Source organism: Hoeflea marina, assembly GCF_003182275.1.
GTDB classification, from domain to species: domain Bacteria; phylum Pseudomonadota; class Alphaproteobacteria; order Rhizobiales; family Rhizobiaceae; genus Hoeflea; species Hoeflea marina.
The window spans coordinates 466,400-488,443 of the sequence record NZ_QGTR01000003.1; the positions used below are offsets into that span (position 1 = coordinate 466,400).

At 67.9% G+C, this 22,044-nt stretch carries 21 protein-coding genes and 1 tRNA gene; 8 read left to right on the plus strand and 14 right to left on the minus strand.

From position 1 onward, the window contains the following. Positions 1-365: 365 nt before the first annotated feature. The 7 genes from DFR52_RS13425 to DFR52_RS13455 form a co-directional block, all read right to left on the minus strand. A complete protein-coding gene (locus DFR52_RS13425) occupies positions 366-1,016 on the minus strand; it encodes an SAM-dependent methyltransferase (protein ID WP_158284962.1) in 651 nt (216 codons plus the stop codon). Positions 1,017-1,157: 141 nt separating this feature from the next. Continuing rightward, positions 1,158-2,489: a DUF2793 domain-containing protein gene (locus DFR52_RS13430; protein WP_158284963.1), complete on the minus strand. Its 1,332-nt coding sequence runs from the start codon at positions 2,487-2,489 to the stop codon at positions 1,158-1,160. A gap of 284 nt (positions 2,490-2,773) precedes the next feature. Then, entirely contained in the window at positions 2,774-3,694 is a 921-nt protein-coding gene (rfbD, locus tag DFR52_RS13435) for a dTDP-4-dehydrorhamnose reductase (RefSeq protein WP_110032475.1), read from the minus strand. Between the two features lie 2 nt (positions 3,695-3,696). After that, positions 3,697-4,758 (minus strand): dTDP-glucose 4,6-dehydratase, encoded by a 1,062-nt coding sequence (gene rfbB / locus DFR52_RS13440; RefSeq protein WP_110032476.1) that lies wholly within the window; start codon positions 4,756-4,758, stop codon positions 3,697-3,699. Positions 4,759-4,771: 13 nt separating this feature from the next. Next, positions 4,772-5,332, minus strand: coding sequence for a dTDP-4-dehydrorhamnose 3,5-epimerase (rfbC, locus tag DFR52_RS13445; RefSeq protein ID WP_110032477.1), 561 nt, complete (start codon positions 5,330-5,332; stop codon positions 4,772-4,774). After that, positions 5,332-6,207 carry a glucose-1-phosphate thymidylyltransferase RfbA gene (rfbA, locus tag DFR52_RS13450; protein ID WP_110032478.1) on the minus strand — a complete coding sequence of 292 codons (876 nt, stop codon included), beginning with the start codon at positions 6,205-6,207 and terminating at the stop codon, positions 5,332-5,334. The genes rfbC and rfbA overlap by 1 nt, the downstream gene beginning before the upstream one ends. Before the next feature lie 31 nt (positions 6,208-6,238). Continuing rightward, the gene (locus DFR52_RS13455; protein ID WP_245415332.1) at positions 6,239-7,186 is read right to left on the minus strand and encodes a glycosyltransferase; all 948 of its coding nucleotides are present in this window, start codon (positions 7,184-7,186) and stop codon (positions 6,239-6,241) included. A 243-nt stretch (positions 7,187-7,429) separates the two neighbouring features. Here DFR52_RS13455 and lepA point away from each other — a divergent pair, with 243 nt between their 5' ends. Next, positions 7,430-9,238 (plus strand): translation elongation factor 4, encoded by a 1,809-nt coding sequence (gene lepA, locus DFR52_RS13460; RefSeq protein ID WP_110032479.1) that lies wholly within the window; start codon positions 7,430-7,432, stop codon positions 9,236-9,238. Between the two features lie 103 nt (positions 9,239-9,341). Here the strand turns inward: lepA and DFR52_RS13465 are convergent, their stop codons facing one another. Continuing rightward, a complete protein-coding gene (locus DFR52_RS13465; protein WP_110032480.1) occupies positions 9,342-10,280 on the minus strand; it encodes a DMT family transporter in 939 nt (312 codons plus the stop codon). Between the two features lie 253 nt (positions 10,281-10,533). On the opposite strand from DFR52_RS13465, the gene DFR52_RS13470 reads away from it, so the two are divergent. Then, a tRNA-Leu gene (locus DFR52_RS13470) sits at positions 10,534-10,620 on the plus strand. Between the two features lie 134 nt (positions 10,621-10,754). Here the strand turns inward: DFR52_RS13470 and DFR52_RS24890 are convergent. The 4 genes from DFR52_RS24890 to DFR52_RS13490 are packed head-to-tail and all read right to left on the minus strand — an operon-like array spanning position 10,755 to position 14,882. After that, entirely contained in the window at positions 10,755-11,363 is a 609-nt protein-coding gene (locus tag DFR52_RS24890) for a cytochrome c oxidase assembly protein (RefSeq protein ID WP_245415333.1), read from the minus strand. Beyond that, entirely contained in the window at positions 11,360-11,680 is a 321-nt protein-coding gene (locus DFR52_RS24895; protein ID WP_110032481.1) for a hypothetical protein, read from the minus strand. The genes DFR52_RS24890 and DFR52_RS24895 overlap by 4 nt, the downstream gene beginning before the upstream one ends. Further along, positions 11,677-14,160: a cytochrome c oxidase subunit I gene (gene ctaD, locus DFR52_RS13485; protein WP_110032482.1), complete on the minus strand. Its 2,484-nt coding sequence runs from the start codon at positions 14,158-14,160 to the stop codon at positions 11,677-11,679. The genes DFR52_RS24895 and ctaD overlap by 4 nt, the downstream gene beginning before the upstream one ends. Next, positions 14,157-14,882: a cytochrome c oxidase subunit II gene (locus tag DFR52_RS13490; RefSeq protein ID WP_342587907.1), complete on the minus strand. Its 726-nt coding sequence runs from the start codon at positions 14,880-14,882 to the stop codon at positions 14,157-14,159. Before DFR52_RS13490 ends, ctaD begins: the two co-directional genes overlap by 4 nt. On the opposite strand from DFR52_RS13490, the gene DFR52_RS13495 reads away from it, so the two are divergent. Next, a complete protein-coding gene (locus DFR52_RS13495; protein WP_110032484.1) occupies positions 14,841-15,362 on the plus strand; it encodes a DUF2231 domain-containing protein in 522 nt (173 codons plus the stop codon). The two genes, DFR52_RS13490 and DFR52_RS13495, sit on opposite strands and share 42 nt — an antisense overlap. On the opposite strand, the gene DFR52_RS13500 is transcribed toward DFR52_RS13495, so the two are convergent. Both DFR52_RS13500 and DFR52_RS13505 read right to left on the minus strand, forming a co-directional pair. Then, positions 15,332-15,844, minus strand: coding sequence for a CopD family protein (locus DFR52_RS13500; RefSeq protein WP_110032485.1), 513 nt, complete (start codon positions 15,842-15,844; stop codon positions 15,332-15,334). The two genes, DFR52_RS13495 and DFR52_RS13500, sit on opposite strands and share 31 nt — an antisense overlap. Positions 15,845-16,252: 408 nt before the next feature. Beyond that, positions 16,253-17,203: a LysR family transcriptional regulator gene (locus tag DFR52_RS13505; RefSeq protein WP_110032486.1), complete on the minus strand. Its 951-nt coding sequence runs from the start codon at positions 17,201-17,203 to the stop codon at positions 16,253-16,255. A 104-nt stretch (positions 17,204-17,307) separates the two neighbouring features. Between DFR52_RS13505 and DFR52_RS13510 the strand changes: the two genes are divergently transcribed. The 5 genes from DFR52_RS13510 to DFR52_RS13530 all read left to right on the plus strand — a co-directional run bounded on the left by DFR52_RS13510 (position 17,308) and on the right by DFR52_RS13530 (position 22,044). Beyond that, positions 17,308-18,381: a maleylacetate reductase gene (locus DFR52_RS13510; protein ID WP_110032487.1), complete on the plus strand. Its 1,074-nt coding sequence runs from the start codon at positions 17,308-17,310 to the stop codon at positions 18,379-18,381. 36 nt (positions 18,382-18,417) lie between these two features. After that, positions 18,418-19,692, plus strand: coding sequence for an ABC transporter substrate-binding protein (locus tag DFR52_RS13515; RefSeq protein WP_110032488.1), 1,275 nt, complete (start codon positions 18,418-18,420; stop codon positions 19,690-19,692). A gap of 65 nt (positions 19,693-19,757) precedes the next feature. Then, entirely contained in the window at positions 19,758-20,477 is a 720-nt protein-coding gene (locus DFR52_RS13520) for an ABC transporter ATP-binding protein (protein ID WP_110032489.1), read from the plus strand. Next, positions 20,477-21,184 (plus strand): ABC transporter ATP-binding protein, encoded by a 708-nt coding sequence (locus tag DFR52_RS13525; protein WP_110032490.1) that lies wholly within the window; start codon positions 20,477-20,479, stop codon positions 21,182-21,184. The genes DFR52_RS13520 and DFR52_RS13525 overlap by 1 nt, the downstream gene beginning before the upstream one ends. Beyond that, positions 21,181-22,044, plus strand: a complete 864-nt coding sequence (locus DFR52_RS13530; RefSeq protein WP_110032491.1) for a branched-chain amino acid ABC transporter permease — start codon at positions 21,181-21,183, stop codon at positions 22,042-22,044. Before DFR52_RS13525 ends, DFR52_RS13530 begins: the two co-directional genes overlap by 4 nt.

Genomic DNA, 22,044 nt, shown 5'->3' on the forward strand with positions numbered 1-22,044 from the left:
CATCCCACAGATGGCGAGGCCAGGAACGATCTCGCCCCACCCGGCGCTGCGCGCCACCCTCCCCGGAGCGGGGAGGGAAAACCCGCCTCGAGCACGATGGTTTTCCTCCCCCGCCCCCGGGGGAGGTGCCGGCGCAGCCGGCGGAGGGGGCAAGTTTTGGATTCTGTGGTGAGGGGGTCCGGAGGCACCCGCCCCTCCTCCCCGTCACCCGAGCCGGGGTCCAGCGGCGGCGCGTCGGCGGCGCGGAAGACTCCGCGGCCGTCAGGATGCCGGCTCGGGGGCCGGCATGACGGCGGAAGCAACACCGATGTGCCAATGTGACAGGGCGGCGGGGAGGTGGTCGGGCTACACCCATTGCCGCCCGCTTAGGCGCGAACCATCCTGACCATCCGCCGCGTATCGGGACCAGCATCCGGCGAATAGCCGTGACTGTCCCCGAAATCGGAGCGAGACCCAAGATCCTCAATAGCGAGCCCCCAACGCGCGCAGGCCTCGGTGTAGAAGCCCCAGGGGCGCTCCACGACCGGCAACCCGGTATCGCGCCAGAGCTTGTCAGGCCCGTCGCCAATGATGATGTTGCCGAGCAGCATGCCGCCATCGGCCAGGGACCGAGACACCAGGGAGAGCGCATCTTCCAACACAGCATCGGTGAAATGGATCATCACCGAAAAGGCCCAGATATAGTCCTGCCTGTTTTCCAAATGGATGTCGGCGAGTGAGACGACGTGCAGCAGCGTCGGGCGACGGTCAGTCAATCCGCTTTCGGCCAGTTCCTGACGTGCCTCCGCAAGGGTTTCCGTCCTGCTTTCCAGCCCAGTGTAGTGACCCGGTTGGAGATAGGCGATCAGCGGTATACCGCCGCGCAATGTGCCGCAGCCGAGATCAAGCAGCCTGTGAACAGGAGCCAATCCAAAGCGCCGGAGAAAATCGAGCTGGAACTGGCGGCGTTCGGCCCAGACTTCCAGGGGACCAACATCTGCATGGCGGCGGCCAATCGGCGACTTATCCGACGTCATCGTCATCTCCCGACAGAGGGTTGCTCGCCTGCAGCGCAAATACTGCACTTGAAGACCCAGGAGCAGCCTATGCCAGCAAAAAGCACACTGGCAAGACGGCGACCGCTCGGCGTGGAAGAGACGAGCGCCTCGCAGTGTGGGTCAGGCCAAAACGGCGATCGACGACACCAGCCGGGTTGTGGCGGTTCCTGCGATCTGTTCCCGTAGCCGCACGAGGTTGGAATTCGAGACCGGCGACGGTTCGGTGCAGGCCATCATAGTCACTCCGGCGCTGGACGGGGCAGCGGCGCAGGAGACAAAAGAACCGGCAATACCTGTCGGTGAAACCCCCAAACCATCTCCGGCGGCGGCGGCGGGGATGTTGGCGCGGATGACGATGCCGGTCTGGCGGAAGACGGTGCCGAAGACCGCAAACAGCATCGGCGAGATGTCGAGCGTGATGCAGCGCCCCGGCGTGACCGACAGCGGGTCGCCGAGCTGGATGGTGTCGCCGGGCAGCCAGCCGGCGGTGGAGGCGGCCGAGATGAGCTCGAGCGTCGAGGCGTCGGGCCTCGCCCTGACCCAGGCGCTGTGGCCGTCGGGGCTGCGCGACACGTTCCAGATGCGGGCGTAGCTGACGCCGCCCATCAGGTGGCCGAAGATCGTGTCGGCGACCGGCTCGCTCAGCGTGAGGGTGTCGCCCGAGACCGACGCCAGCACCGCGGTGCGCGGATTCTGCCCGGAGACGGAATCGGTGCGGTAGAGCGAGACGGCGCCGTCGCCGCCCGGGGTGAAGAGGATGGTGCCGGCCGGCGCACCGTTCGCCCGCGCCTGGCGCAGTCCGCGCACCGAGGTCTCGCCACTCTCCCGGTCCACCCGCAGCGCCTCGGTCCAGGCATCGCCGTCGGCCGAGACCTTGAGGCGAAGATCGTCGTCGCCGGTAAGCCCCCATTCGGCGCGGCCCGACCAGCCGGTCTGGAGGACGAGCGAGGCGGTGCCCTCGGGTGCGGCCTTGTTGAGCTTGATGCGGACGCTGCCGCTGCCGGGGGTGACGTCGTCGTGGGAGATCAGCACCGCCTCGGACTTGACGGCGAGCCGGTTGACCGCGTCGGCGGTGGTGTTGACGCCGACCAGCTCGGCCGGGTTGAGCGGCTCGCCGCCCGCCGCGGTCCAGCCGGCGCCGGACCAGGCGATCAGCGCCTCCTCGTCGCCGACCCAGGCGAGCCAGCCGCGGCGCGGCGCAAACAGCGTCCATCCGCCCGACTGGAAGGCGGCGATGCTATCCTGCCGGCCGGCCCAGGCGCCGGTGGCGCCGGCGGGCACCAGGTAGCGGTCGCCCTCGGCCGGCGCGCCCGGCGGATCGGCGAGCGAGCGCGACAGCACCGAGAGCTGCACCAGCGCGTCGAGCGCCTGCAGCGCCTCGTTGTGGGTGACGTGCTTCTGGGCCTGGGCGGGAAGGATGAAGGGCAAGGCGAGATTGGCGGTCTGGTCCATCGGCGGATCCTCCGGGAGCGAAGCCTGCAGTATCGCCCCGGCCGCGACGGTGTGGACGCGGGCGGCCATATTTTTTCGCGGGCGCAGCGTGGCGCCGCGGCAGATCCGCAGGCCGGGCCGGGCGGTCCTGGCTGCCGCGAGGGCGCCGGCGATGACGCAAGCCGCGCCTCCTCCGACATGGCCGGGCGGAGACGCGGCTCGAGGCCGGGCCGCCCTGGCGCGCGGTCGGGGACCCGCCCGGGCGACCGTCGGCGCGGCGGAATTATCGCTTGCGCAGCAAGAAGTTAGATCCGACCCGGGGCGGCCTCGGCGGCGGCGGCGCGGCTGTCGGCGGCGAGCCGGCGCACCACCGCGGCGACCGACAAGCGCCAGTCCGGCAGGCCCGATCCGAAGACGGATGCGGCCCGGGCGGTGTCGAGGCGGGAGTTCGTCGGCCGGCGCGCGGCGGTGACGAACTGGGCCCCCGGAATGGGCTCGATGGTGGCGTACGGGCCGCCCGACCGGCGGCTTTCATCCAACACCTGGGCGGCAAAACCGGCCCAGGACGCCGCGCCCGACCCCGCCATGTGATAGATGCCCCAGGCCGAGAAACCGGGATAGAGTGCGCGCCGCGCCGCGGCGACGAGGCCGTCGGCGAGATCCAGCGCCGAGGTCGGATTGCCGAGCTGGTCATCGACCACCTGGATGGTATCGCGCGTGGCCGCGAGCCGCAGCATGGTGCTGACGAAGTTGCCGCCGAAAGGACTGTAGACCCAGGCGGTGCGGACGATGAGATGGCGCGGATTGGCGGCGGCGACCAGGCCTTCGCCGGCGAGCTTGCTCGCGCCATAGACCGACACCGGGCCGGTCGGCGCGGTTTCGGCATAGGGGTCGGGCGCCGTGCCGTCGAAGACATAGTCGGTGGAGATCTGAATCACCGGCAGGCCGAGGCCGGCGGCTGCGGCGGCCACGGCTTGCGCGCCGGTCGCATTGACGGCATGGGCCAGCGCCGGCTCGCTCTCGGCCCGGTCGACGGCGGTGTAGGCGGCGGCGTTGACGACGATGTCGGCGCCGCAGGCGGCCAGCGCCGGCGCGACGGTTTCGGGCCGCAGCAGGTCAAGCTCCGGCCGACCCAGCCGGATGACGCTGACGCCGGCCACGGCCGCGGCGCGCTCGCCGAGCGAGAGAGCCAGCTGACCGCTCGTGCCGGTGACCGCGATCCGCACGTTCAGCCCGCAGCGGCGCCGAGGCGGGCGCCCGAATATTTCCGCTCGCGGATCGGCTTCCACCACCAGTCATTGCCGAGATACCAGTCCACCGTCTTCTCCATGCCGCTCTCGAAGCTCTCGAGCGCGCGCCAGCCGAGCTCGTCCTCGGCCTTGCGCGGATCGATGGCATAGCGGCGGTCGTGGCCCGGGCGGTCGGCGACCATCTCGATGAGGTCGAGATGACTCACCCCGCCGGCGCGCGGCCGGCGGCGGTCGAGAATGCGGCAGATGGTCTCGACCACCTCGATGTTGCGGCGCTCGGCGCGGCCGCCGATGTTGTAGCTCTCGCCCGCCCTGCCCCTTGTGGCGACGGCCTCGAGTGCTGCGGCATGGTCGTCGACATAGAGCCAGTCGCGCACATTCTCGCCCTTGCCATAGATCGGCAGCGGCTTTTCATCCAGCGCGTTGAGGATGACGAGCGGGATGAGCTTCTCGGGGAAGTGGAACGGCCCGTAATTGTTGGAGCAGTTCGACAGCACCACCGGCAGGCCGTAGGTGTGGCCCCAGGCGCGCACCAGGTGGTCGGAGGCGGCCTTGGAGGCGGAATAGGGCGAGGAGGGCTGGTAGGGCGTCTCCTCGGTGAAGATGCCCGACTCGAAAGGCAGGTCGCCGAACACCTCGTCGGTGGAGACATGGTGGAAGCGGAAGCGGTCGCGGCGCTCGGCGGGCAGGCCGTCGCGATAGGCGCGGCTTGCGGCGAGCAACCGGAAGGTGCCGATGATGTTGGTCTCGATGAAGGCCTCCGGGCCGTCGATGGAGCGGTCGACATGGCTTTCGGCGGCCAGGTGCATGACGATGTCGATGCCGGCCTCGGCGAGCAGGGCCGAGACGGTGGCGCCGTCGCGGATGTCGGCCTCGACGAACCGGTAATTGGGCCGGTTCTCGATCTGGCGCAGCGAGGCGAGGTTGCCGGCATAGGTCAGGCTGTCGAGATTGACCACGGTGTGGGCCGGGTCGGCGGCCAGCCTGCGGCAGACCGCCGATCCGATGAAGCCGGCGCCGCCGGTGACCAGGAAATTCATCGCGGGGCGCTCCTCAATAGACAAAGCCGGTGTCGGTTGCGGCCAGCGCCGGGGCATCGCGGTCCTTCGGCGACAGCGCATCCGGATCGACCGGCGCCGGCCAGCGGATGCCGATGGCGGCGTCGTCATAGCGGATCGAACGGTCGTGCGGCCGGGACCAGGCCGCCGAGACCTTGTAGAGGAATTCGGTGTCGGGCTCCAGCGTCAGGAAGCCGTGGGCGAAGCCCTCGGGGATGAACAGCTGGTTGCCGCGCTCGGCGCTCAATTCCACCCCGACCCAGCCGAGATAGCTGGGCGAGCCAGCGCGGATGTCGACGGCCACGTCGAAGGCGCGACCGCGGCTCACCCGCACCAGCTTGGCCTGGGCCATGGGCGGGGTCTGGAAATGCAGGCCGCGCAGCGTGCCTGGCTGGCGGCTGAGCGAATGGTTGTCCTGGACGAAGTCGGCGTCGATGCCGCCCTCGCGCCAGACCGCGCGGTTGTAGACCTCGGAGAAGAAGCCGCGCGGGTCGGCGAAACGGTCGGGCACGACCTCGATCACCTCGGGCAGGGCCAGCCTGGTGAAGCGCGGCATCAGGCCAGTTCCCCGACCCGGCGCCTGAGATAGGCGGCATAGTCGGTCTTGCCCAGCTCATGGGCGATGGCCAGCACCTCCTCGGCGCCGAGCCAGCCGTTCTCGAGCCCGATCTCCTCCAGGCAGGCGATCTTGATGCCCTGGCGGTGCTCGATGGTGCGCACGAAGGCGGCAGCCTCGTGCATGCTGTCGGGCGTGCCGGTGTCGAGCCAGGCATAGCCGCGGCCGAGCTGCTGCACATAGAGGTCACCGCGCCGGAGATAGGTGAGATTGACATCGGTGATCTCGAGCTCGCCGCGCCGCGACGGCCGGATCGAGGCGGCGATGTCGAGCACGTCGTTGTCGTAGAAATAGAGGCCGGTGACGGCCCAGTTGGACCGGGCCTGAGTCGGCTTCTCCTCGATGTCGAGCGCCTGGCCGGTCTCGGGATCGAAGGAGACGACGCCGTAGCGCTCGGGATCGAGCACGTTGTAGGCAAACACCGTGGCGCCGCTGTCGCGCCGGGAGGCCGCCGCGCACATGTCCGAGAGGCTGGCGCCGTAGAAGATGTTGTCGCCCAGCACCAGCGCGCAGCTGTCGCGGCCGACAAATTCGCGGCCGATGATGAAGGCCTCGGCCAGGCCGTTGGGGGCCGGCTGCTCGGCATAGCTGAAGGCGACGCCGAACTTGGAGCCGTCGCCGAGCAGATGCTCGAACATCGGCAGGTCGCGCGGCGTCGAGATGATGAGGATCTCGCGGATGCCGGCATGCATGAGCACGCTGAGCGGATAATAGATCATCGGCTTGTCGTAGATCGGCAGCATCTGCTTGGAGATCGCCTGCGTCATCGGATAAAGCCGCGTGCCGCTGCCGCCGGCCAGAATGATGCCCTTCATGACGTTCTCCCGTTCGGTCTCTCGCCGATGGTCAAAGCTTCGCAAACGCGCAGGCCGCGTACAAGTGCAGATTGCTCCACAGCGTCTGGCGGTAGACGCCGGACTTCAACAGCCAGGGCAGGCCGGCAAGGAACAGACGGCTGCGGGCGCGGCGGAAATCCGCCAGCACGGCGCGGTTTTCCTGAGTCAGCAGATCGGAGTTGAGGGCGAGAAGCCCGATGTTGCGCTGGTTCCAGTCGCGGAACTGGCCGCGCAGGCCGCGCCGGATGCGGTCGAGCCGGCTGAGCAGCCCGGTGTTGGCGCCCACCACGTTGCCGGCGTGCTGGCGGTAGGAAATCGTCGGTTCGGGCACGTAGATCACCGTGCCGCCGGCGCCGGTGACGATCAGATACGTCCACCAGTCGTGGCTGACGAAGGGCCCGTGGCCGGCGCTGCGGCGCAGCAGCGCGAAGGCGAGGCGGTTGAACGCCATGGTGTTGGCGCCGGCGATGCTCTGCACCAGGGCGTTGCGGAAGGAGGGCTGCCGCGAGAACAGCGGCGACAGGCCGACGCGGGCGCCGGTCTCGTCGATGTTGAGCGTGCGGCCGCAGACCATGGCCGGGGCATTGGCGAAGGGGGCGAGACGACTGATGGCGGACTGCAGCTTGTCGGCGTGCCAGAGATCATCCTGGTCGCAGAACAGGTAGATGTCGTGGGCGTCGCCGCAGGTGAGGACGAGGTGGCGGAAGTTCTCCGCGAACCCCATGCAGGGGCCGGCGCCCTCGACCACCCGGACCGTGCCCTCGGCGCCGAATTCGGCGATGATGGCGCGGGTGTCGTCGCGCGAGCCGTCGTCGGAGACATAGAGCGTCAGCCGCGGCGTCAGGCCGCCGGCAAGCTGCTGGCTGCCGATCGACCGCAATTGCGCCCTGAGATAGGTCGCGCCGTTGTAGGTGCCGAGCAGCACCGCGATATCGGGCCGCTCCGCCGCGGCGTTCATTGAAGGCCCCATTTAGCGGTCATGCATCATGCTGTCCAAGCCTGCCGCGCCCGAACCGGTCGCAAGCGTCATTGCCGATGGTCCCGGCCGGCTGCCGTAACGTAAGCCCGATGGAACCCTGTCTCCGCCCATAGCGAGGATGCGGTCGGCATTCAACTGCGAAATATCGGGTCTGACGGTGCAAGGTGGCGCTTGCCGCCGCATTCCCATTGCCTTTTTTCCCGGGCCTGATACATCGCGCGCATGACAACAACGCCCCTTTCCCACATTCGCAACTTTTCCATCGTCGCTCACATCGACCACGGGAAGTCCACGCTCGCCGACCGGCTGATCCAGACCTGCGGCGGACTGGCCGACCGCGAGATGAGCGCGCAGGTGCTCGACTCGATGGATATCGAGAAAGAACGGGGCATTACCATCAAGGCGCAGACCGTGCGGCTCAGCTACACGGCCAATGACGGCGAGACCTATGTGCTCAATCTGATCGACACGCCGGGCCATGTCGACTTCGCCTACGAGGTGTCGCGCTCGCTCAGGGCCTGCGAGGGCTCGCTGCTGGTGGTCGACGCCAGCCAGGGCGTGGAGGCGCAGACGCTCGCCAATGTCTATGCGGCGCTCGATGCCGATCACGAAATCGTACCGGTGCTCAACAAGATTGATCTGCCGGCGGCCGAGCCGGAGCGCATCAAGGCGCAGATCGAGGAGGTCATCGGCCTCGACGCGTCCAACGCGGTGATGATCTCGGCCAAGTCCGGACTCGGCATTCCCGACGTGCTCGAAGCCATCGTCAAGCGGCTGCCGGCGCCCAAGGGCGGCACCACCCGGGACCCGCTGAAGGCGCTGCTGGTCGACAGCTGGTATGACACCTATCTCGGCGTCATCGTGCTGGTGCGCATTCTCGACGGCGAGATGAAGAAGGGCCAGGCCGTGCGGCTGATGGGCACCGGCGCCAAGTACACCATCGAGCGGCTGGGCGTGATCACGCCGAAGCTGGTGATGGCGGATGCGCTCGGACCCGGCGAGATCGGCTTCTTCACCGCCTCGATCAAGGAAGTGGCCGACACCCGCGTCGGCGACACCATCACCGAGGACAAGCGCCCCACCGCCAAGGCGCTGGCGGGCTTCAAGCCGGCGCAGCCGGTGGTGTTCTGCGGCCTGTTTCCGGTCGACGCCGCCGATTTCGAGGACCTGCGCGCCGCCATGGGCAAGCTCAGGCTCAACGACGCCTCGTTCTCCTTCGAGATGGAAACCTCCGCGGCGCTCGGCTTCGGCTTCCGCTGCGGCTTCCTCGGTCTCTTGCATCTCGAGATCATCCAGGAGCGGCTCGAGCGCGAGTTCGACCTCGACCTCATCGCCACCGCACCCTCGGTGGTTTACCGGCTCAACATGACCAATGGCGATGAGAAGGAACTGCACAACCCGGCCGACATGCCCGACGTGGTGCGCATCGATTCGATCGAGGAGCCGTGGATCAAGGCGACGATCCTGACCCCGGACGACTATCTCGGCGCCATTCTCAAGCTGTGCCAGGACCGCCGCGGCGTCCAGATCGACCTGTCCTATGTCGGCAAGCGCGCCATGGTGACCTACGAGCTGCCGCTCAACGAGGTGGTGTTCGACTTCTACGACCGGCTGAAGTCGATTTCCAAGGGTTACGCCAGCTTCGACTACCAGATCACCGGCTACAAGGAAGGCGACCTGGTGCGCATGTCCGTGCTGGTCAACGACGAGCCCGTCGACGCGCTGTCGATGCTGGTGCACCGCTCGGCGGCGGAAAAGCGCGGCCGCGCCATGTGCGAGAAGCTCAAGGACCTGATCCCGCGGCACATGTTCAAGATCCCGATCCAGGCCGCCATCGGCGGCAAGGTGATCGCGCGCGAGACCATCTCGGCCATGCGCAAGGACGTCACCGCCAAGTGCTACGGCGGCGACGCCACGCGCAAGCGCAAGCTGCTCGACAAGCAGAAGGCCGGCAAGAAGCGCATGCGCCAGTTCGGCAAGGTCGAGATCCCGCAGGAAGCCTTCATCGAGGCGCTCAAGATCAGCGAATAGGCCCGCCCGGCCGTTCCGGGCGGCCCCGCCCGTGCTTCGGCACTGCGGGGCGGAAAGGGCGTAGACGGAAACGGCGGGCCGCCTGCAGATCCGTGCGGCGGCGTCAGCTCGGGATCGGCAGCGCCATGCGGCGGCTCATCCGCCATTGCCACATGATGTGCGCCATCAGCGCCAGGAAGACGATGCCGCCGCCGGCGAGCGTGCGCCCGGCCGGCACCTCGTCGTGGACGATCCAGACCCAGACCGGCCCCAGCACCGGCTCCAGCGTCGAGATCAGCGCCGCGATCACCGAGGGCACCAGACGGGCGCCGGTGACGAACAGCGCCAGGCCGAGGCCGAGATTGAAGGCGCCGAAGAGCACCAGCAGCCCGGCATCGCGGGCACTGACGGCAAGCTCGCCCGCCAGCGCGAAGCCGATGGCCGAACCGATGATGCAGCCGAAGGTCACCGCGGGCGTCATGCGCATGCCGGAATGGCGCCGCGTGATCACCGTGGCGGCGGCGAAGGTGAAGGCGATCAGCACCGCCAGGCCGTCGCCGATGGGCGAGACCTCTGCGCCGAAGGAATCCGACACCATCACCGCGATGCCGGCGATCACCGCCAGGATGGCCGCCCAGGTCACCGCGTCGACGCGCTCCCTGAGAAACACCACGCCGAGGAGGGCTGCGATCAGCGGCACGCCCGCCTGCATGAGCAGGATGTTGGCGACCGTGGTGTAGCCGAGCGCGACGATGAAGGACACCGAGGAGGCGACGAAGCAGAGCCCGACGGAGATGCCGGGCCAGCCCATGCGGGCAAACAGCCGCACGGTGCCGCGCGGCCCGTCGCGCCAGAGCATGAAGCCGGTGAGGAAGAGGGCCGCGACCAGCGAGCGCCAGGCGATGATGGTCCAGGGATCGGCGGTCTCGAGGCTGCGGGCGATGACGCCGCCGAAGCTCCAGGCGAGCGCCGCCCCGAAGACCAGCACCATGCCGCGGCGCGTCTCGGCTATAGCAGCCGGACCCGGCAGAGGTGTTGCAGCGCTGATCAGGTTCTCGCTCATCCCCGATCCCTACGCCGGGCGCTGGGGCTTGGGAAGACGTGAATGCGACATGACGCGGGCCGCCACCGCCAGCACCGGCCGGCGCGCCGCCGGAGCCGCGGTCGGGCCCCTGCTCCGGCGCCGCTCCGGCCGCATCGCGGCACCGGCAACGACTTGAATTGTCATGGCTGCGACCGTCATTTTCAGGAAACATCGGCCCGGAGCGAAACAACCGTTGACAGGACGCGGCTCAACCCCTAAATCGCACCAGCCTGCCCAGATGGCGGAATTGGTAGACGCACTAGCTTCAGGTGCTAGCGCTCGAAAGGGCGTGGAGGTTCGAGTCCTCTTCTGGGCACCAATTCTCTGTTTTCGGCCGTTCCGACGGTCCGCAGACACCACAGAAAACCCGCGCAAGCGGGTTTTTTTGTGCCTTGCGTCCGGGCTGTCGCGGTTTCCACGCCGGCACCATCCCGGTCCCGATTCCGGATCGCCTCAGGCTTCCGCGGCTGCCAGCCTTGAGGCGAGCCAGGCTCCGCCGGCGACGCAGGGCAGCGCGCCGAGGAAGGCCATCAGACCGCCGCCCAGTTGCTGGTCGACGAGCGGCTCGAGGCCGAAAGCGCCGAGGCAGAATTGCGGCGCGTAGAGCAGCGCCGGCGCCACCACCAGCAGCAGGCCGAGCATGGCCATGTGCATCGAGGTGAACAGCATCGCCAGCACGCCGACGGCCAGTTGACCGCGCTCGCGGCCGACAAGGCATACGAACCACAGCGCCAGCCCCGAGAGCAGGAAGCTCGCCTGCTGCAGCACGAAGACCGGGTCGAGCCGCGCGGCCGCCTCGTGCAGCGCCGGCGCATGCCAGCCCCAGACCACCGCGAACTCGAAGGCGGAGGCGGCAAGGGCCGCCAACATGAGCCGTCGGGGCGGCCGGGCCGCGGGAACCAGCCGCAGCAGGCCGATGACGATCAGCGGCGCGGCGACCACCACCACGCCCAGATGCAGCATCATGTGCGGCGAGAAGGCCCGCCGCGCCATCCCGGCCAGCGGACCGAGCCAGAGCCAGGCAAGCAGCAGGAGTCCTGCGGGGAGCGGCCAGATGCTCACAGGCAGGCGGAAGCGGCGAGCACGGGAAACAGCGTCCAGACGGTGGCCACAAGGCCGGTCACGGCGCTGATGCGGCTCACCACCCGCACCAGCCCCGGTTCGGCGCCGAAGCGGGCGGACCACACGAGCGCCAGCAGGCCTACCTGGAGGAGAACGGCCAGCAGGAAGGCGATGACCAGCACCATCCTCGGCCCCGATCCATCCGCGACCGCCGCGCCGGGGCCGGCGGCGCAGACGATGCCGCTGAGGCCGTAGATGGCGCTGAAGCAGGCGAGCCAGGCCGCCGGCGAGACCAGGATGCGCAGCAGGTCGCTCATGCCGCAAACCCCGGCAGGTAGACGGCGGCCAGGATGAGCGCGGTGACCACGGCAAGGTAACCGGTCCAGACCGGCACGATCGCCAGCTCCGCCCGGCGGCTGCGGGAGACATAGCCGGCCCTCTGCCGGGCGAGGAGGAAGGCCAGCATCAGCGCCACCAGCAGCGCATGCACGAGCCCGTAGCAGCCCAGCACCCAGAGCGTGGCGCCGTAGGCATGGCCGGTGGGATGCGGCGCTCCAGCAAGCAGCAACGCGAAAGCGCCGGCAAGGCAGAGGGCGCCGGCGAGCGCCGCGAGAAGCGCGGCCGTGGGGTCGCCGCCGATTCGGTTGCGGCGGACGGCGAGCGCGATGCCCGCCACCGCCAGCGCAGCCCCCGCCGGGGCGGCGACGAGGACGAGAAGCGATGGCTCCATGAAGGCCGCAGGCGGCCAGCCGGGGGCGACGGTCCAGAGGAAGGCGTAGCCGAAGAGCAGCGAGCCGAAGAGGGTGGCGTTGGCCACCAGCAGGAAGGCCGAGCCCCACCAGCCGGGCGGCCGGTCCGTCTCAGACGCGCTCGCAAGCGCGAGGCCGTGGCCGACCGGCTGGCAGCCGAGGTCCGTGTCCGAGCCGAGCTGCCAGACCCAGCGCCAGCCGAGCACGGCCACTCCCGCCAGCGCGAGCGGCGTCAGCCAGTAGAGCTTGAGGAGCAGCGACAGGAAGAAGACGCCCGTCACCGCCGCCATCACCAGCGGCAGGCGGGTGTTGGCGGGGTAGACGACATGCTGCTCGGGCTCTCCCGTGGCGATGTCGACCATCAGCGTTTCGCGCAGTCCGCCGCGTGCGTCGCCCAGATATCCCTCGCCGCGCGCGAGCCGCACGCCGAGATCCGGATCGTCGGCGAGCGGCTCGCGCGAGGTCACGCGTGGCAGGCTGGCGAAATTGTAGGCCGGAGGCGGCATCGGAACCGCCCATTCCAGCGTGCCGGCGCCCCAGGGATTGCGCCGGGAGCGGCGGGGAACGACGAGGTGCAGCACGATCTCGATGAGCACGATGACCAGGCCGAACGCCAGCACGAAGCCGCCGACCGAGGAGATCAGGTTGATGGCCGTCCAGCCGTCTTCCGGGGCGTAGGTGGATATGCGCCGCCGCTGCCCCATCAGCCCGACCCAGTGCATGGCAAGGAAGGTGACATGAAAGCCGATGAAGATCAGCGCAAAGGCCACATTGCCGAGCCGGAAGAAGCGCCTGCGCCCGGAGGCCAGCGGCAGCCAGTAGTAGATGCCGGCCAGGATCGGGAAGACGAAGCCGCCGAAGAGCACGTAGTGCAGGTGAGCGGTGACGAAGGCGGTGTCGTGCACCTGCCAGTCGAAGGGCACCACCGCGACCATGACGCCGGTCAGCCCGCCGATGACGAAGGTGACGAAGAAGCCGAGAATGTGCAGCATCGGCAGGTGCAGCCGGGGAGTGCCCTTCCACATCGTTCCGATCCAGGCGAAAACCTGGACCGCCGTGGGGACGGCCACCAGCGTCGAGGCCGCTGAAAAGAAGGCAAGCCCCATATGCGGGATGCCGGTGGTGAACATGTGGTGCACCCAGAGCCCGAAGCTCAGGATCGCCAGCGCCACGGCGGCCGCCACCACCCAGCGGTAGCCGATCAGCGTGGTCGAGGCCATCACCGGCAGCACGGTCGAGACGACCCCGGCTGCGGGGAGGAAGATGATGTAGACCTCCGGATGGCCGAAGAGCCAGAACAGGTGCTGCCACAAGAGGCTGTCGCCGCCCAGCTCCACCTGGAAGAAGGGCATCCCGAAGGCGCGCTCCAACTCGAGCAGGATCGATCCCAGGATCAGCGGCGGAAAGCCGGTCAGGATCATCAGCGAGACCACCAGCATGTACCAGGCGAAAATCGGCATCCGCGCCAGCGACATGCCCGGCGCGCGGTATTTCAGGATCGAGACGGTGAACTCGACCGCGGCGCAGATGGCGGAGATCTCGACGAAGGTGATGCCGATCAGCCAGAAGTCGGTGTTGATGCCGGGCGAATGGATCCGGCCGGTCAGCGGCGGATACATGAACCAGCCGCCGTCGGGCGCGATCCCGAAGAGGAGCGAGACGAGCAGCATGGCGCCGCCGAAGAAATAGCACCAGTAGCCGTAGGCGGTCAGCCGCGGATAGGCGAGGTCACGGGTGCCCAGCATCTTCGGCAAGAGATAGATCGCCATTCCCTCGATGGCCGGAATGGCGAACAGGAACATCATGATGGTCCCGTGCATGGTGAAGATCTGGCTGTAGATCCCGGGGCCGGCAAAGGCCGAGTGCGGGGTCGCCAGCTGCGCCCGGATCAGCATGGCCAGGATGCCGCCGACCAGGAAGTAGAAGAACGCGGTGACGAGGAACATCCGCCCGACGTCGCTGTGGTTGACCGTCGAGAACCAGCCCTTCCAGCCGGGCCCCGAGGCCCAGGCGGCGCTGAGCCGGCGGTGGCGGGCCAGTGCGGTCATTGTCCGTCCTCCAGGAAAGCCTGCCAGTCATCCGGGGCGTGGGCAATGACGGTGAAGGAATGGTCCTCATAGCCGTGGCCGCTGAACTCTGCGCTCAGCCCCGCATAGCTGCCCGGAGTATCCGCCTCGATCCTGAGCACGTTGACGTGGCCCGGAATCGCGTCGAGCTTGCCCGCCAGGCGCGGGACCCAGAAGCTGTGGATGACGTCGCGCGTGGTGATGGCCACGTCGACGGGCCGGCCGGCGGGGATGTGCAGGACACCGTCGGTGGTCCGACCGGGTGCCTCATCGTAGGAAAAGGTCCAGGACCATTGCCGCGCGACAGCCGCCACCCTGGCGACGTCGGGGCCGGCGCGCGGCAGAAGCCGCTCGCCTAACCACAGTCCATAGCCGAGAAGCACAAGCAGCACCGCCACCGGGAATGCGAGGCCGAGGCCCATGATCCAGGTTCGCTCGGCCGCTGCCTCTGTCGCGCCGGCACGCGCCGGCCGCCAGGCAAGCGCCAGAAGCAGCATGACCAGCGCGAAGATCGCCGTGGAGCCGATCAGCATCACCCACCAGAGGCGGGCGATCGAATGCGCCGCGGGCCCCGCCGGGTCGAGCATGGAGAGTTGCCCGGCGCAACCCGACAGGCTACCAAGCGTTGTGCAGATCAGGGCCAGCTTGAGGAGACGACCGCCATGGCGGCGCAGAAGATCAAAGGCAAGGGTGAAAACGAGCAACTCATCGATCCTGTTGCGGAAATGCCGGGCTTCGACGATACCGAGTCGAAGATTGCCATACTTGGCCACCCCGTGCACGCCATGAGCGTGGCGTTTCCCATTGCGCTTACCTTCTGCACCTTCGCGGCCGACCTTCTCTACTGGTGGACGGGCGATCCGTTCTGGGCCCGGGCGGCGGTCTGGGCGGTCGGCGCCGCCTTCCTGCTCGGAATGTTCGCCGGACTGTCGGGAACGGCCGAACTGCTGCTCGTCTCCGGAATCCGGGTGCGGGCCGCCGCCTGGACGCATTTCATCATCGCCGTCACGCTGCTGTCGCTTCTCGGCACCAATTGGGGCTATCGGCTCCTCGGATACGAGAGCGCGGTCCTGCCCTACGGCATCCTGCTTTCGGCCGTCGGCGTGCTGATCGCTGGCTTCACTGGCTGGCATGGGGGCAAACTCGTGTTCGACTACCGGCTTGGAACTTCGAAAGGCAACTGACCGCCGCGCGGAACTCGCAGCCATTCGGGCATGACAATCCATCCGAAATCGGGCTTGGCGAGCACCAGCACCAGGATGGCGGTTGCGCAGGCCAGAACGCCCGTCACCGGCAGATAGGGATTGGGCGGCGTGTGATTGCCCGGCTCTTCCGCGATCCGCACGATACTGCTGCCGATCCAGACATGGATCAGCAGCAGCAGCCCGACGACCGCCAGCTTCGCAAACAGCCACGGCACGAAGGCCTGGCGCAGGAAGATCAGCCAGGTTCCGGCGATGACGGCGATCACAGCCGCCGGCGTCACCACCGCGGTGTAGGCAAGGTGGGTGCTGTGGCGGATGATCCGGTAGTCATTGCCCGTCACCAGCGGAACGTGGCGCGAGAGCATCATCGGCAGCGCGATCAGGCCCCCGCACCAGATGCCGAGCGCGGTCATATGCAGCGCCTTCCACAAGGGTATGGTTGAGATCAGCCACTCTGTCACCGGCGTATCACCACTGGCAGCCTATCCTCTCGCTCATGCGGCGCGGCCTTCAGGACGCGATCCGAACCCGAACCGGCCTGGCAGCCGGACATGTGACTTCAACTGGTGCTGCCAGGGTGCACCGGCGGATCTACTTCGGGACAATAGCCCGCGCAATTGCCGTTGGGAATCGGAAACCGCGTGACGCCCAATCCGTCGAGACGCCGCGGCGCTCCACCGTCGGCCCCTGTGTTCAGCCCGCTCTCCTCCCCTGGCGAAAACCAGGGCGGCCCGGTCATCCCCGGTCGGCACCACCACCGCGTGAACACCCCGCATGAGTTGCGAGCTTCCGCGTCTTGCCCGCTTCTCCGGCTGTTGCATGAGACAACCAGCAAGTGAGCCGCTTGTTCCACAGCTTCGCGCGCGCGCCTACCTTCGCCAGAGCGCATTCTGCTCGTGCTTGGAAATGGTCGAAGCCAGCGCGGTGAACTCCTTGGCGATGAACTGCCGGAAGCGGCGCACCGAGGGGCGCAGCGGCGAGTCGCGCGGCCAGAGCATGCCGAGGCTGCGCTCGGGATGGCCGATGCGGATCGACAGCGCCGACAACGCCTTCTGCCGCCTCAACATGAAGACCACGGAATAGGGCAGGACAGTCAGTGCGTCCGAGCGCTCGAGGATGGTGACGACCGAAGTCAGCGAGCCACCGGAAAAACTCACCTTGAAGTCGCGCATGCCGATGCTCGCCAGCACATTGCGCAGATCCTCGTACAGCGGACTGTTGGCAGGCGGGGCGATCCAGGGATAGGGGGCGATGTCGGACAGCTTGACCGACGTGCGGCGGGCGAGCGGGTGGACGACGCTGCAGGCAATCACGTTGCGGCCCGGCAGGATCCTGGCGAATTCGAACTCATCCGGGATGGTCTCCGGATTCATCGGGCAGATGGCAACGTCGAGCGACCCGGTCTCGAGCCTGCGCATCAGCTCGGCGGCATAGTCGTAAGACTGGTCGATGCGGATGTCCGGATAGGCCATCTGGAAGTCGGCGATCATGCCGGAGATGACACCGTCCATGAAGATCGGCGTGCCGCCGACGCGGACGACGCCGGACTTGCCCTCGCGGTAGCGGGAGACGAGCAGACCGGCACTGTTGCCCGCCTCGATGATGCGGCGGCCTTCGGCGGCCAGCGCCAGGCAGATCTCGGTGGGCTTGAGGGGTCGCTTGCCCTTCTCGAACAGCCGCGTGCCCAACCGGGTCTCGAGCAGCGCCAGCGAGCGCGAGACGCTGGGCTGTGACTTGCCCATGGCTTCGGCGCCTTCGGTCAGGCCGCCATGATCGACGATGGCGGCAAGCAGTTCGAGATGTCTTGGATCCAGCTTCATAACATCGAGTTATGTAAGATCGCGCAGATTCAATCAAGTTCGCGTTTTTCCATGCTAGGTTGGCCTGGTTGGGGCGCAGGCCGTCCAGCGCCTTGGGAGGGGCCTTGTCCTATTTTCAGACCAGTTTCGAGCAGCAGGGCGCCGCAGTCCGGGTGCGCTTCGCGCCGGGCGTCAGCCGCGAAGCCGCCCTCGAGGTGGCGAGGCTCGGCTGCTCGCGCGCGCTGGTTCTCTCCACCCCGCCGCAGGCCGACGGCGCTCTGATGCTGGCCGAAACGCTGGGCGCCTCTGCCGCCGGCGTCTTCACCCGGGCGGTGATGCACACGCCGGTCGCCGTCACGGAGGAAGCCGTGGCGCATGCGCTTTCGGTCAAGGCCGATTGCATCGTCGCCATCGGCGGCGGCTCGACCACAGGGCTCGGCAAGGCCATAGCCTGGCGCACCGACCTGCCGCAGATCGTCATCCCGACCACCTATGCCGGCAGCGAGGCCACCGGAATTCTTGGACAGACGGAAAACGGCATCAAGACGACGGTCACCGATCCGAAGATCCGCCCCGAAGTCATCCTCTATGACGCCGAGCTGGTGGCGACCCTGCCTGTCGCAATGACGGTCACCAGCGCGCTCAACGCCATGGCGCATGCCGTCGAGGCGCTGTACGCGCAAAACCGCAATCCGATCTCGACCATGCTGGCGACGGAAGGCCTCCGCGCCTTCGTCAGCAGCCTGCCGGCGGTCGTCGCAGAGCCGGCGGGTCTCACCGCCCGCGGCGAGACCCTGTATGGCGCCTGGCTCTGCGGCACCGTGCTGGGCCAGGTCGGCATGGCGCTGCACCACAAGCTCTGTCACACGCTCGGCGGCTCCTTCGACCTGCCGCATGCCGAGACCCACGCGGTGATCCTGCCGCACGCCACCGCCTTCAATGCGCGGGCCGTTCCAGAATTGCTCAAGCCGGTCCGCGACATCCTCGGCGGCACCGCCCCGGGCGCCGCGCTGCACGATTTCGCCCGGCGAATGGGAGCGCCGACAAGCCTGCGCGAACTGGGCATGGCCGAGAGCGATCTCGACCGGGCCGCCGAACTCGCGACCACGAAACCCTACTGGAACCCGCAGCCGGTCGATCGCCAATCGATCCGCCGGCTGCTGCAGGCGGCCTGGTCGGGAGACAAGCCAGACGCCTGATCTGCATGACGCCATCACTCATCTGGGAGGACAACCATGATTACCCGCCGCACACTTCTCAAGAGCACAGCTGCCACCGGCATGGTCGCCGCCATCGGCGGCCTGTCCGCACCGGCCATCGCCCAGGGCGCGAAGATCAAGCTCGGCTATGTCAGCCCTCAATCGGGGCCGCTTGCAGCATTTGCGGAAGCCGACAACTTCATTCTCTCCAACTTCGCCTCGCTCGACATCGCCAAGAACTTCGAGGTGATCGTCAAGGACAGCCAGTCCAACCCGAACCGCGCCGCCGAGGTCGCCAAGGGCCTGATCGTCGACGACAAGATCGACCTCATGCTGGTGGCCTCGACGCCGGAAACCACCAATCCGGTCGCCACCACCTGCGAGGCCGAGGGAGTGCCGGTGATCTCGACAGTGGCCCCGTGGCAGCCCTATTTCATCGGCCAGCAGGGCAATCCCGGCGATCCGGGGAGCTGGAAGCCGTTCGATTATTCGTTCCACTTCTTCTGGGGCCTGGAGGACGTGATCTCCGTGTTCACCGCAATGTGGGCGCAGCTCGAGACCAACAAGAGCGTCGGCGGGCTGTTTCCCAATGACGGCGACGGAAACGCCTGGGGCGATCCCAATGTCGGCTTCCCGCCGGTGCTTTCCAGCAAGGGCTACACGCTCACCGATCCGGGCCGCTACCAGAACCTGACCGACGACTTCTCCGCCCAGATCAACGCCTTCAAGCAGGGCAATGTCGAGATCGTCACCGGCGTGCCGATCCCGCCGGACTTCACCACCTTCTGGACCCAGGCCAAGCAGCAGGGCTTCAACCCGAAGGCCGCCTCGATCGGCAAGGCGATCCTGTTCCCGCAGGCGGTCGAGGCGCTCGGCAGCACCGGCAACAACCTCTCCTCCGAGGTCTGGTGGTCGCCGAGCCATCCGTTCAAGTCCTCGATCAACGGCATGTCGGCGGGCGATGTCGCCGCGGCCTACACGGCCGCCACCGGCAAGCAGTGGACCCAGCCGATCGGCTTCGTCCACGCTCTGTTCGAACTTGCCGTCGACGCCATGGGCCGGACCAGCGACACGAGCGACCCGGACCAGATCGCCGAGGCGATCGCCGCCGCGCAGCTGCAGTCGATCGTCGGCCGCATCGCCTTCGACGGCGCCGGCCTGCCGCCATTTGCGCAGACGAACGTCTCGAAGACCCCGCTGGTCGGCGGGCAGTGGCGGCTCAAGGAGGGCGGTGGCTACGATCTCGTCATCGTCGAGAACACCGACCAGCCGTCGATCCCGACCGGCGGCACGATGCAGCCGCTCGGCTGACACCGCAACGCCGGGGCGGCGGTTCCGCCCCGGCCCCTTCATCCCAGTGATCGGCCGACCAGACGATGCCCATGCTTGCCCTCGACACTGTCTCCAAGAGCTTCGGCGCGCTGACCGTCGCCGACGGCGTAACGTTCGCCGTGCCAAGGGGCCAGGCGCTCGGCATCATCGGCCCCAACGGAGCGGGCAAGTCGACGCTGTTCAATCTCATCACCGGCAATCTGGCGCCGGATGCCGGGCGCATCGAGCTGATGGGCCGCGACGTGACGCGAATGCCGGCGATGCGGCGCTGCCTGGCGGGCATCGGCCGCTCGTTCCAGATCCCGCAGCCGTTCTCCCGGCTGACGGTCTTCGAGAACCTCATGGTGGCGGCAAGCTTCGGCCGAGACATGTCGGAGGCCGCGGTGGTCGACAGCTGCGCCGGCATTCTTGAGCGCACCGGGCTGATCGCCAAGGCCAACACGGTGTCTGGATCGCTGTCGCTGCTTGACAGAAAGCGGCTCGAGCTGGCCCGCGCGCTGGCGACCGATCCGCAGCTGCTGCTGCTCGACGAGATCGCCGGCGGGCTGACCGAGGGCGAGTGCCGCTCGCTGGTGGAGACGATCTCGGCGATCCATGCCGGGGGCGTCACCATCATCTGGATCGAGCATGTGCTGCATGCACTCAATTCCGTGGTCGAGCGCCTGCTGGTGCTCAACTTCGGCAGGGTCATCGCCATCGGCGCGCCCGGGGAAATCATGGCCAGCCGCGAGGTCCAGGAGATCTATCTGGGGATCGACATCTGATGGCGCTTCTCGAAACCCGCAACCTGACCGCCCGCTACGGCGACTTCCAGGCGCTGTTCGGCGTCGACATCGTGCTCGAGGCGGGCGAGACGATCTCGATCATCGGCGCCAACGGCGCCGGCAAGACCACGCTGATGCGCTCGATCTGCGGGCTGCTCGCCAACCAGCCCGACAGCATCCGCTTCGACGGTCGCGCCATCGGCCGGCTTGCCGCCGACGAGATCATGGCCATGGGAATAGCCATGGTGCCGGAAGGCCGCAAGCTGTTCGCCTCGCTCAGCGTCGAGGAGAACCTGCTGGTCGGCCGCTATGGCCGGGCGATCGCAGGCCACTGGTCGCTTGAGACCGTCTACGGGCTGTTCCCGATCCTCAAGGAGCGGCGCCACAGTCCGGCCACGGCACTGTCCGGCGGCCAGCAGCAGATGGTGGCCATCGGCAGGGCGCTGATGTCCAACCCGAGGGTGCTGCTCTGCGACGAGATCAGCCTCGGGCTGGCACCGGTCGTCATCAGGGACATCTACCGCGCGGTGCCGGAGATCAAGGCCGCGGGGGCCTCGCTGATCGTCGTCGAGCAGGACATCGGCCAGGCGCTGCGGGTGGCTGACAGGGTCTACTGCATGATGGAGGGCCGGGTGACGCTGTCCGGCACGCCGGCGGAGTTCAGCCGCGAGGCGATCCATGACGCCTATTTCGGGGCGGCGGCATGATCTGGTTCGACACCATCCTGCAGGGCGTTCTGCTCGGCGGTCTTTACGCCCTGTTCGCCGCCGGCCTCAGCCTGGTGTTCGGCGTCATGCGGCTCGTCAACCTGGCGCATGGCGACTTCATCGTCGCCGCCGCCTATCTGATCCTGCTGATGGTCACCATGACCGGCATGTCGCCATTCCTGGCAGTGCTGATCGCCGCCCCGGCGATGTTTGCCTTCGGCTGGGCGCTGCAGACATTCATGCTCAACCGGGTGATCGGAGACGACGTGCTGCCGCCGCTGCTGGTGACGTTCGGCCTCTCGGTGGTGCTGCAGAACGTGCTCCTGGAAAGCTTCTCCGCCGACAGCCAGCGGCTGCCGTCCGGCCCGATCAGCACGGCCTCCCTCAACCTGGGCGGGATCAATCTGGGCGTCATGCCGCTCCTGACCTTCGGCTCGGCCGTCGTGGTGATCATCGCGCTCAACCAGATCTTCTACCGCACCGCCCTGGGGCGGGCCTTCCGCGCCACGTCCGACGATCCGTCGACCGCCAGCCTGATGGGCATCCGGCCAGCCGGTATCTTCGCCATCGCCACCGGCATCGCCTTTGTCATCGTCACCATCGCCGCGCTCTATCTCGGCATGCGCTCCAGCTTCGATCCGAATATCGGCCCGGCGCGGCTGATCTACGCCTTCGAGGCCGTCATCATCGGAGGGCTCGGATCATTCTGGGGCACGCTGGCCGGCGGCGTCATCATCGGCGTGGCGCAGACACTGGGATCGGCGGTCAATCCGGAATGGCAGATACTCGCGGGTCACGTGGCGTTCCTCCTGGTGCTGCTGGTGCGCCCGCGCGGGCTGTTTCCGAGAGCGGTGGATTGA

What these genes read in the sequence shown, in the direction of transcription:
- DFR52_RS13425 (WP_158284962.1), bottom strand. Translation starts at nt 1,016, where the DNA reads ATGACGTCGGATAAGTCGCCGATTGGCCGCCGCCATGCAGATGTTGGT.
- DFR52_RS13430 (WP_158284963.1), bottom strand. Translation starts at nt 2,489, where the DNA reads ATGGACCAGACCGCCAATCTCGCCTTGCCCTTCATCCTTCCCGCCCAG.
- rfbB (WP_110032476.1), bottom strand. Translation starts at nt 4,758, where the DNA reads ATGAATTTCCTGGTCACCGGCGGCGCCGGCTTCATCGGATCGGCGGTC.
- rfbC (WP_110032477.1), bottom strand. Translation starts at nt 5,332, where the DNA reads ATGCCGCGCTTCACCAGGCTGGCCCTGCCCGAGGTGATCGAGGTCGTG.
- rfbA (WP_110032478.1), bottom strand. Translation starts at nt 6,207, where the DNA reads ATGAAGGGCATCATTCTGGCCGGCGGCAGCGGCACGCGGCTTTATCCG.
- DFR52_RS13455 (WP_245415332.1), bottom strand. Translation starts at nt 7,186, where the DNA reads ATGAACGCCGCGGCGGAGCGGCCCGATATCGCGGTGCTGCTCGGCACC.
- lepA (WP_110032479.1), top strand. Translation starts at nt 7,430, where the DNA reads ATGACAACAACGCCCCTTTCCCACATTCGCAACTTTTCCATCGTCGCT.
- DFR52_RS13465 (WP_110032480.1), bottom strand. Translation starts at nt 10,280, where the DNA reads ATGAGCGAGAACCTGATCAGCGCTGCAACACCTCTGCCGGGTCCGGCT.
- DFR52_RS24895 (WP_110032481.1), bottom strand. Translation starts at nt 11,680, where the DNA reads ATGAGCGACCTGCTGCGCATCCTGGTCTCGCCGGCGGCCTGGCTCGCC.
- ctaD (WP_110032482.1), bottom strand. Translation starts at nt 14,160, where the DNA reads ATGACCGCACTGGCCCGCCACCGCCGGCTCAGCGCCGCCTGGGCCTCG.
- DFR52_RS13495 (WP_110032484.1), top strand. Translation starts at nt 14,841, where the DNA reads ATGGCGGCGCAGAAGATCAAAGGCAAGGGTGAAAACGAGCAACTCATC.
- DFR52_RS13505 (WP_110032486.1), bottom strand. Translation starts at nt 17,203, where the DNA reads ATGAAGCTGGATCCAAGACATCTCGAACTGCTTGCCGCCATCGTCGAT.
- DFR52_RS13515 (WP_110032488.1), top strand. Translation starts at nt 18,418, where the DNA reads ATGATTACCCGCCGCACACTTCTCAAGAGCACAGCTGCCACCGGCATG.
- DFR52_RS13520 (WP_110032489.1), top strand. Translation starts at nt 19,758, where the DNA reads ATGCCCATGCTTGCCCTCGACACTGTCTCCAAGAGCTTCGGCGCGCTG.
- DFR52_RS13525 (WP_110032490.1), top strand. Translation starts at nt 20,477, where the DNA reads ATGGCGCTTCTCGAAACCCGCAACCTGACCGCCCGCTACGGCGACTTC.
- DFR52_RS13530 (WP_110032491.1), top strand. Translation starts at nt 21,181, where the DNA reads ATGATCTGGTTCGACACCATCCTGCAGGGCGTTCTGCTCGGCGGTCTT.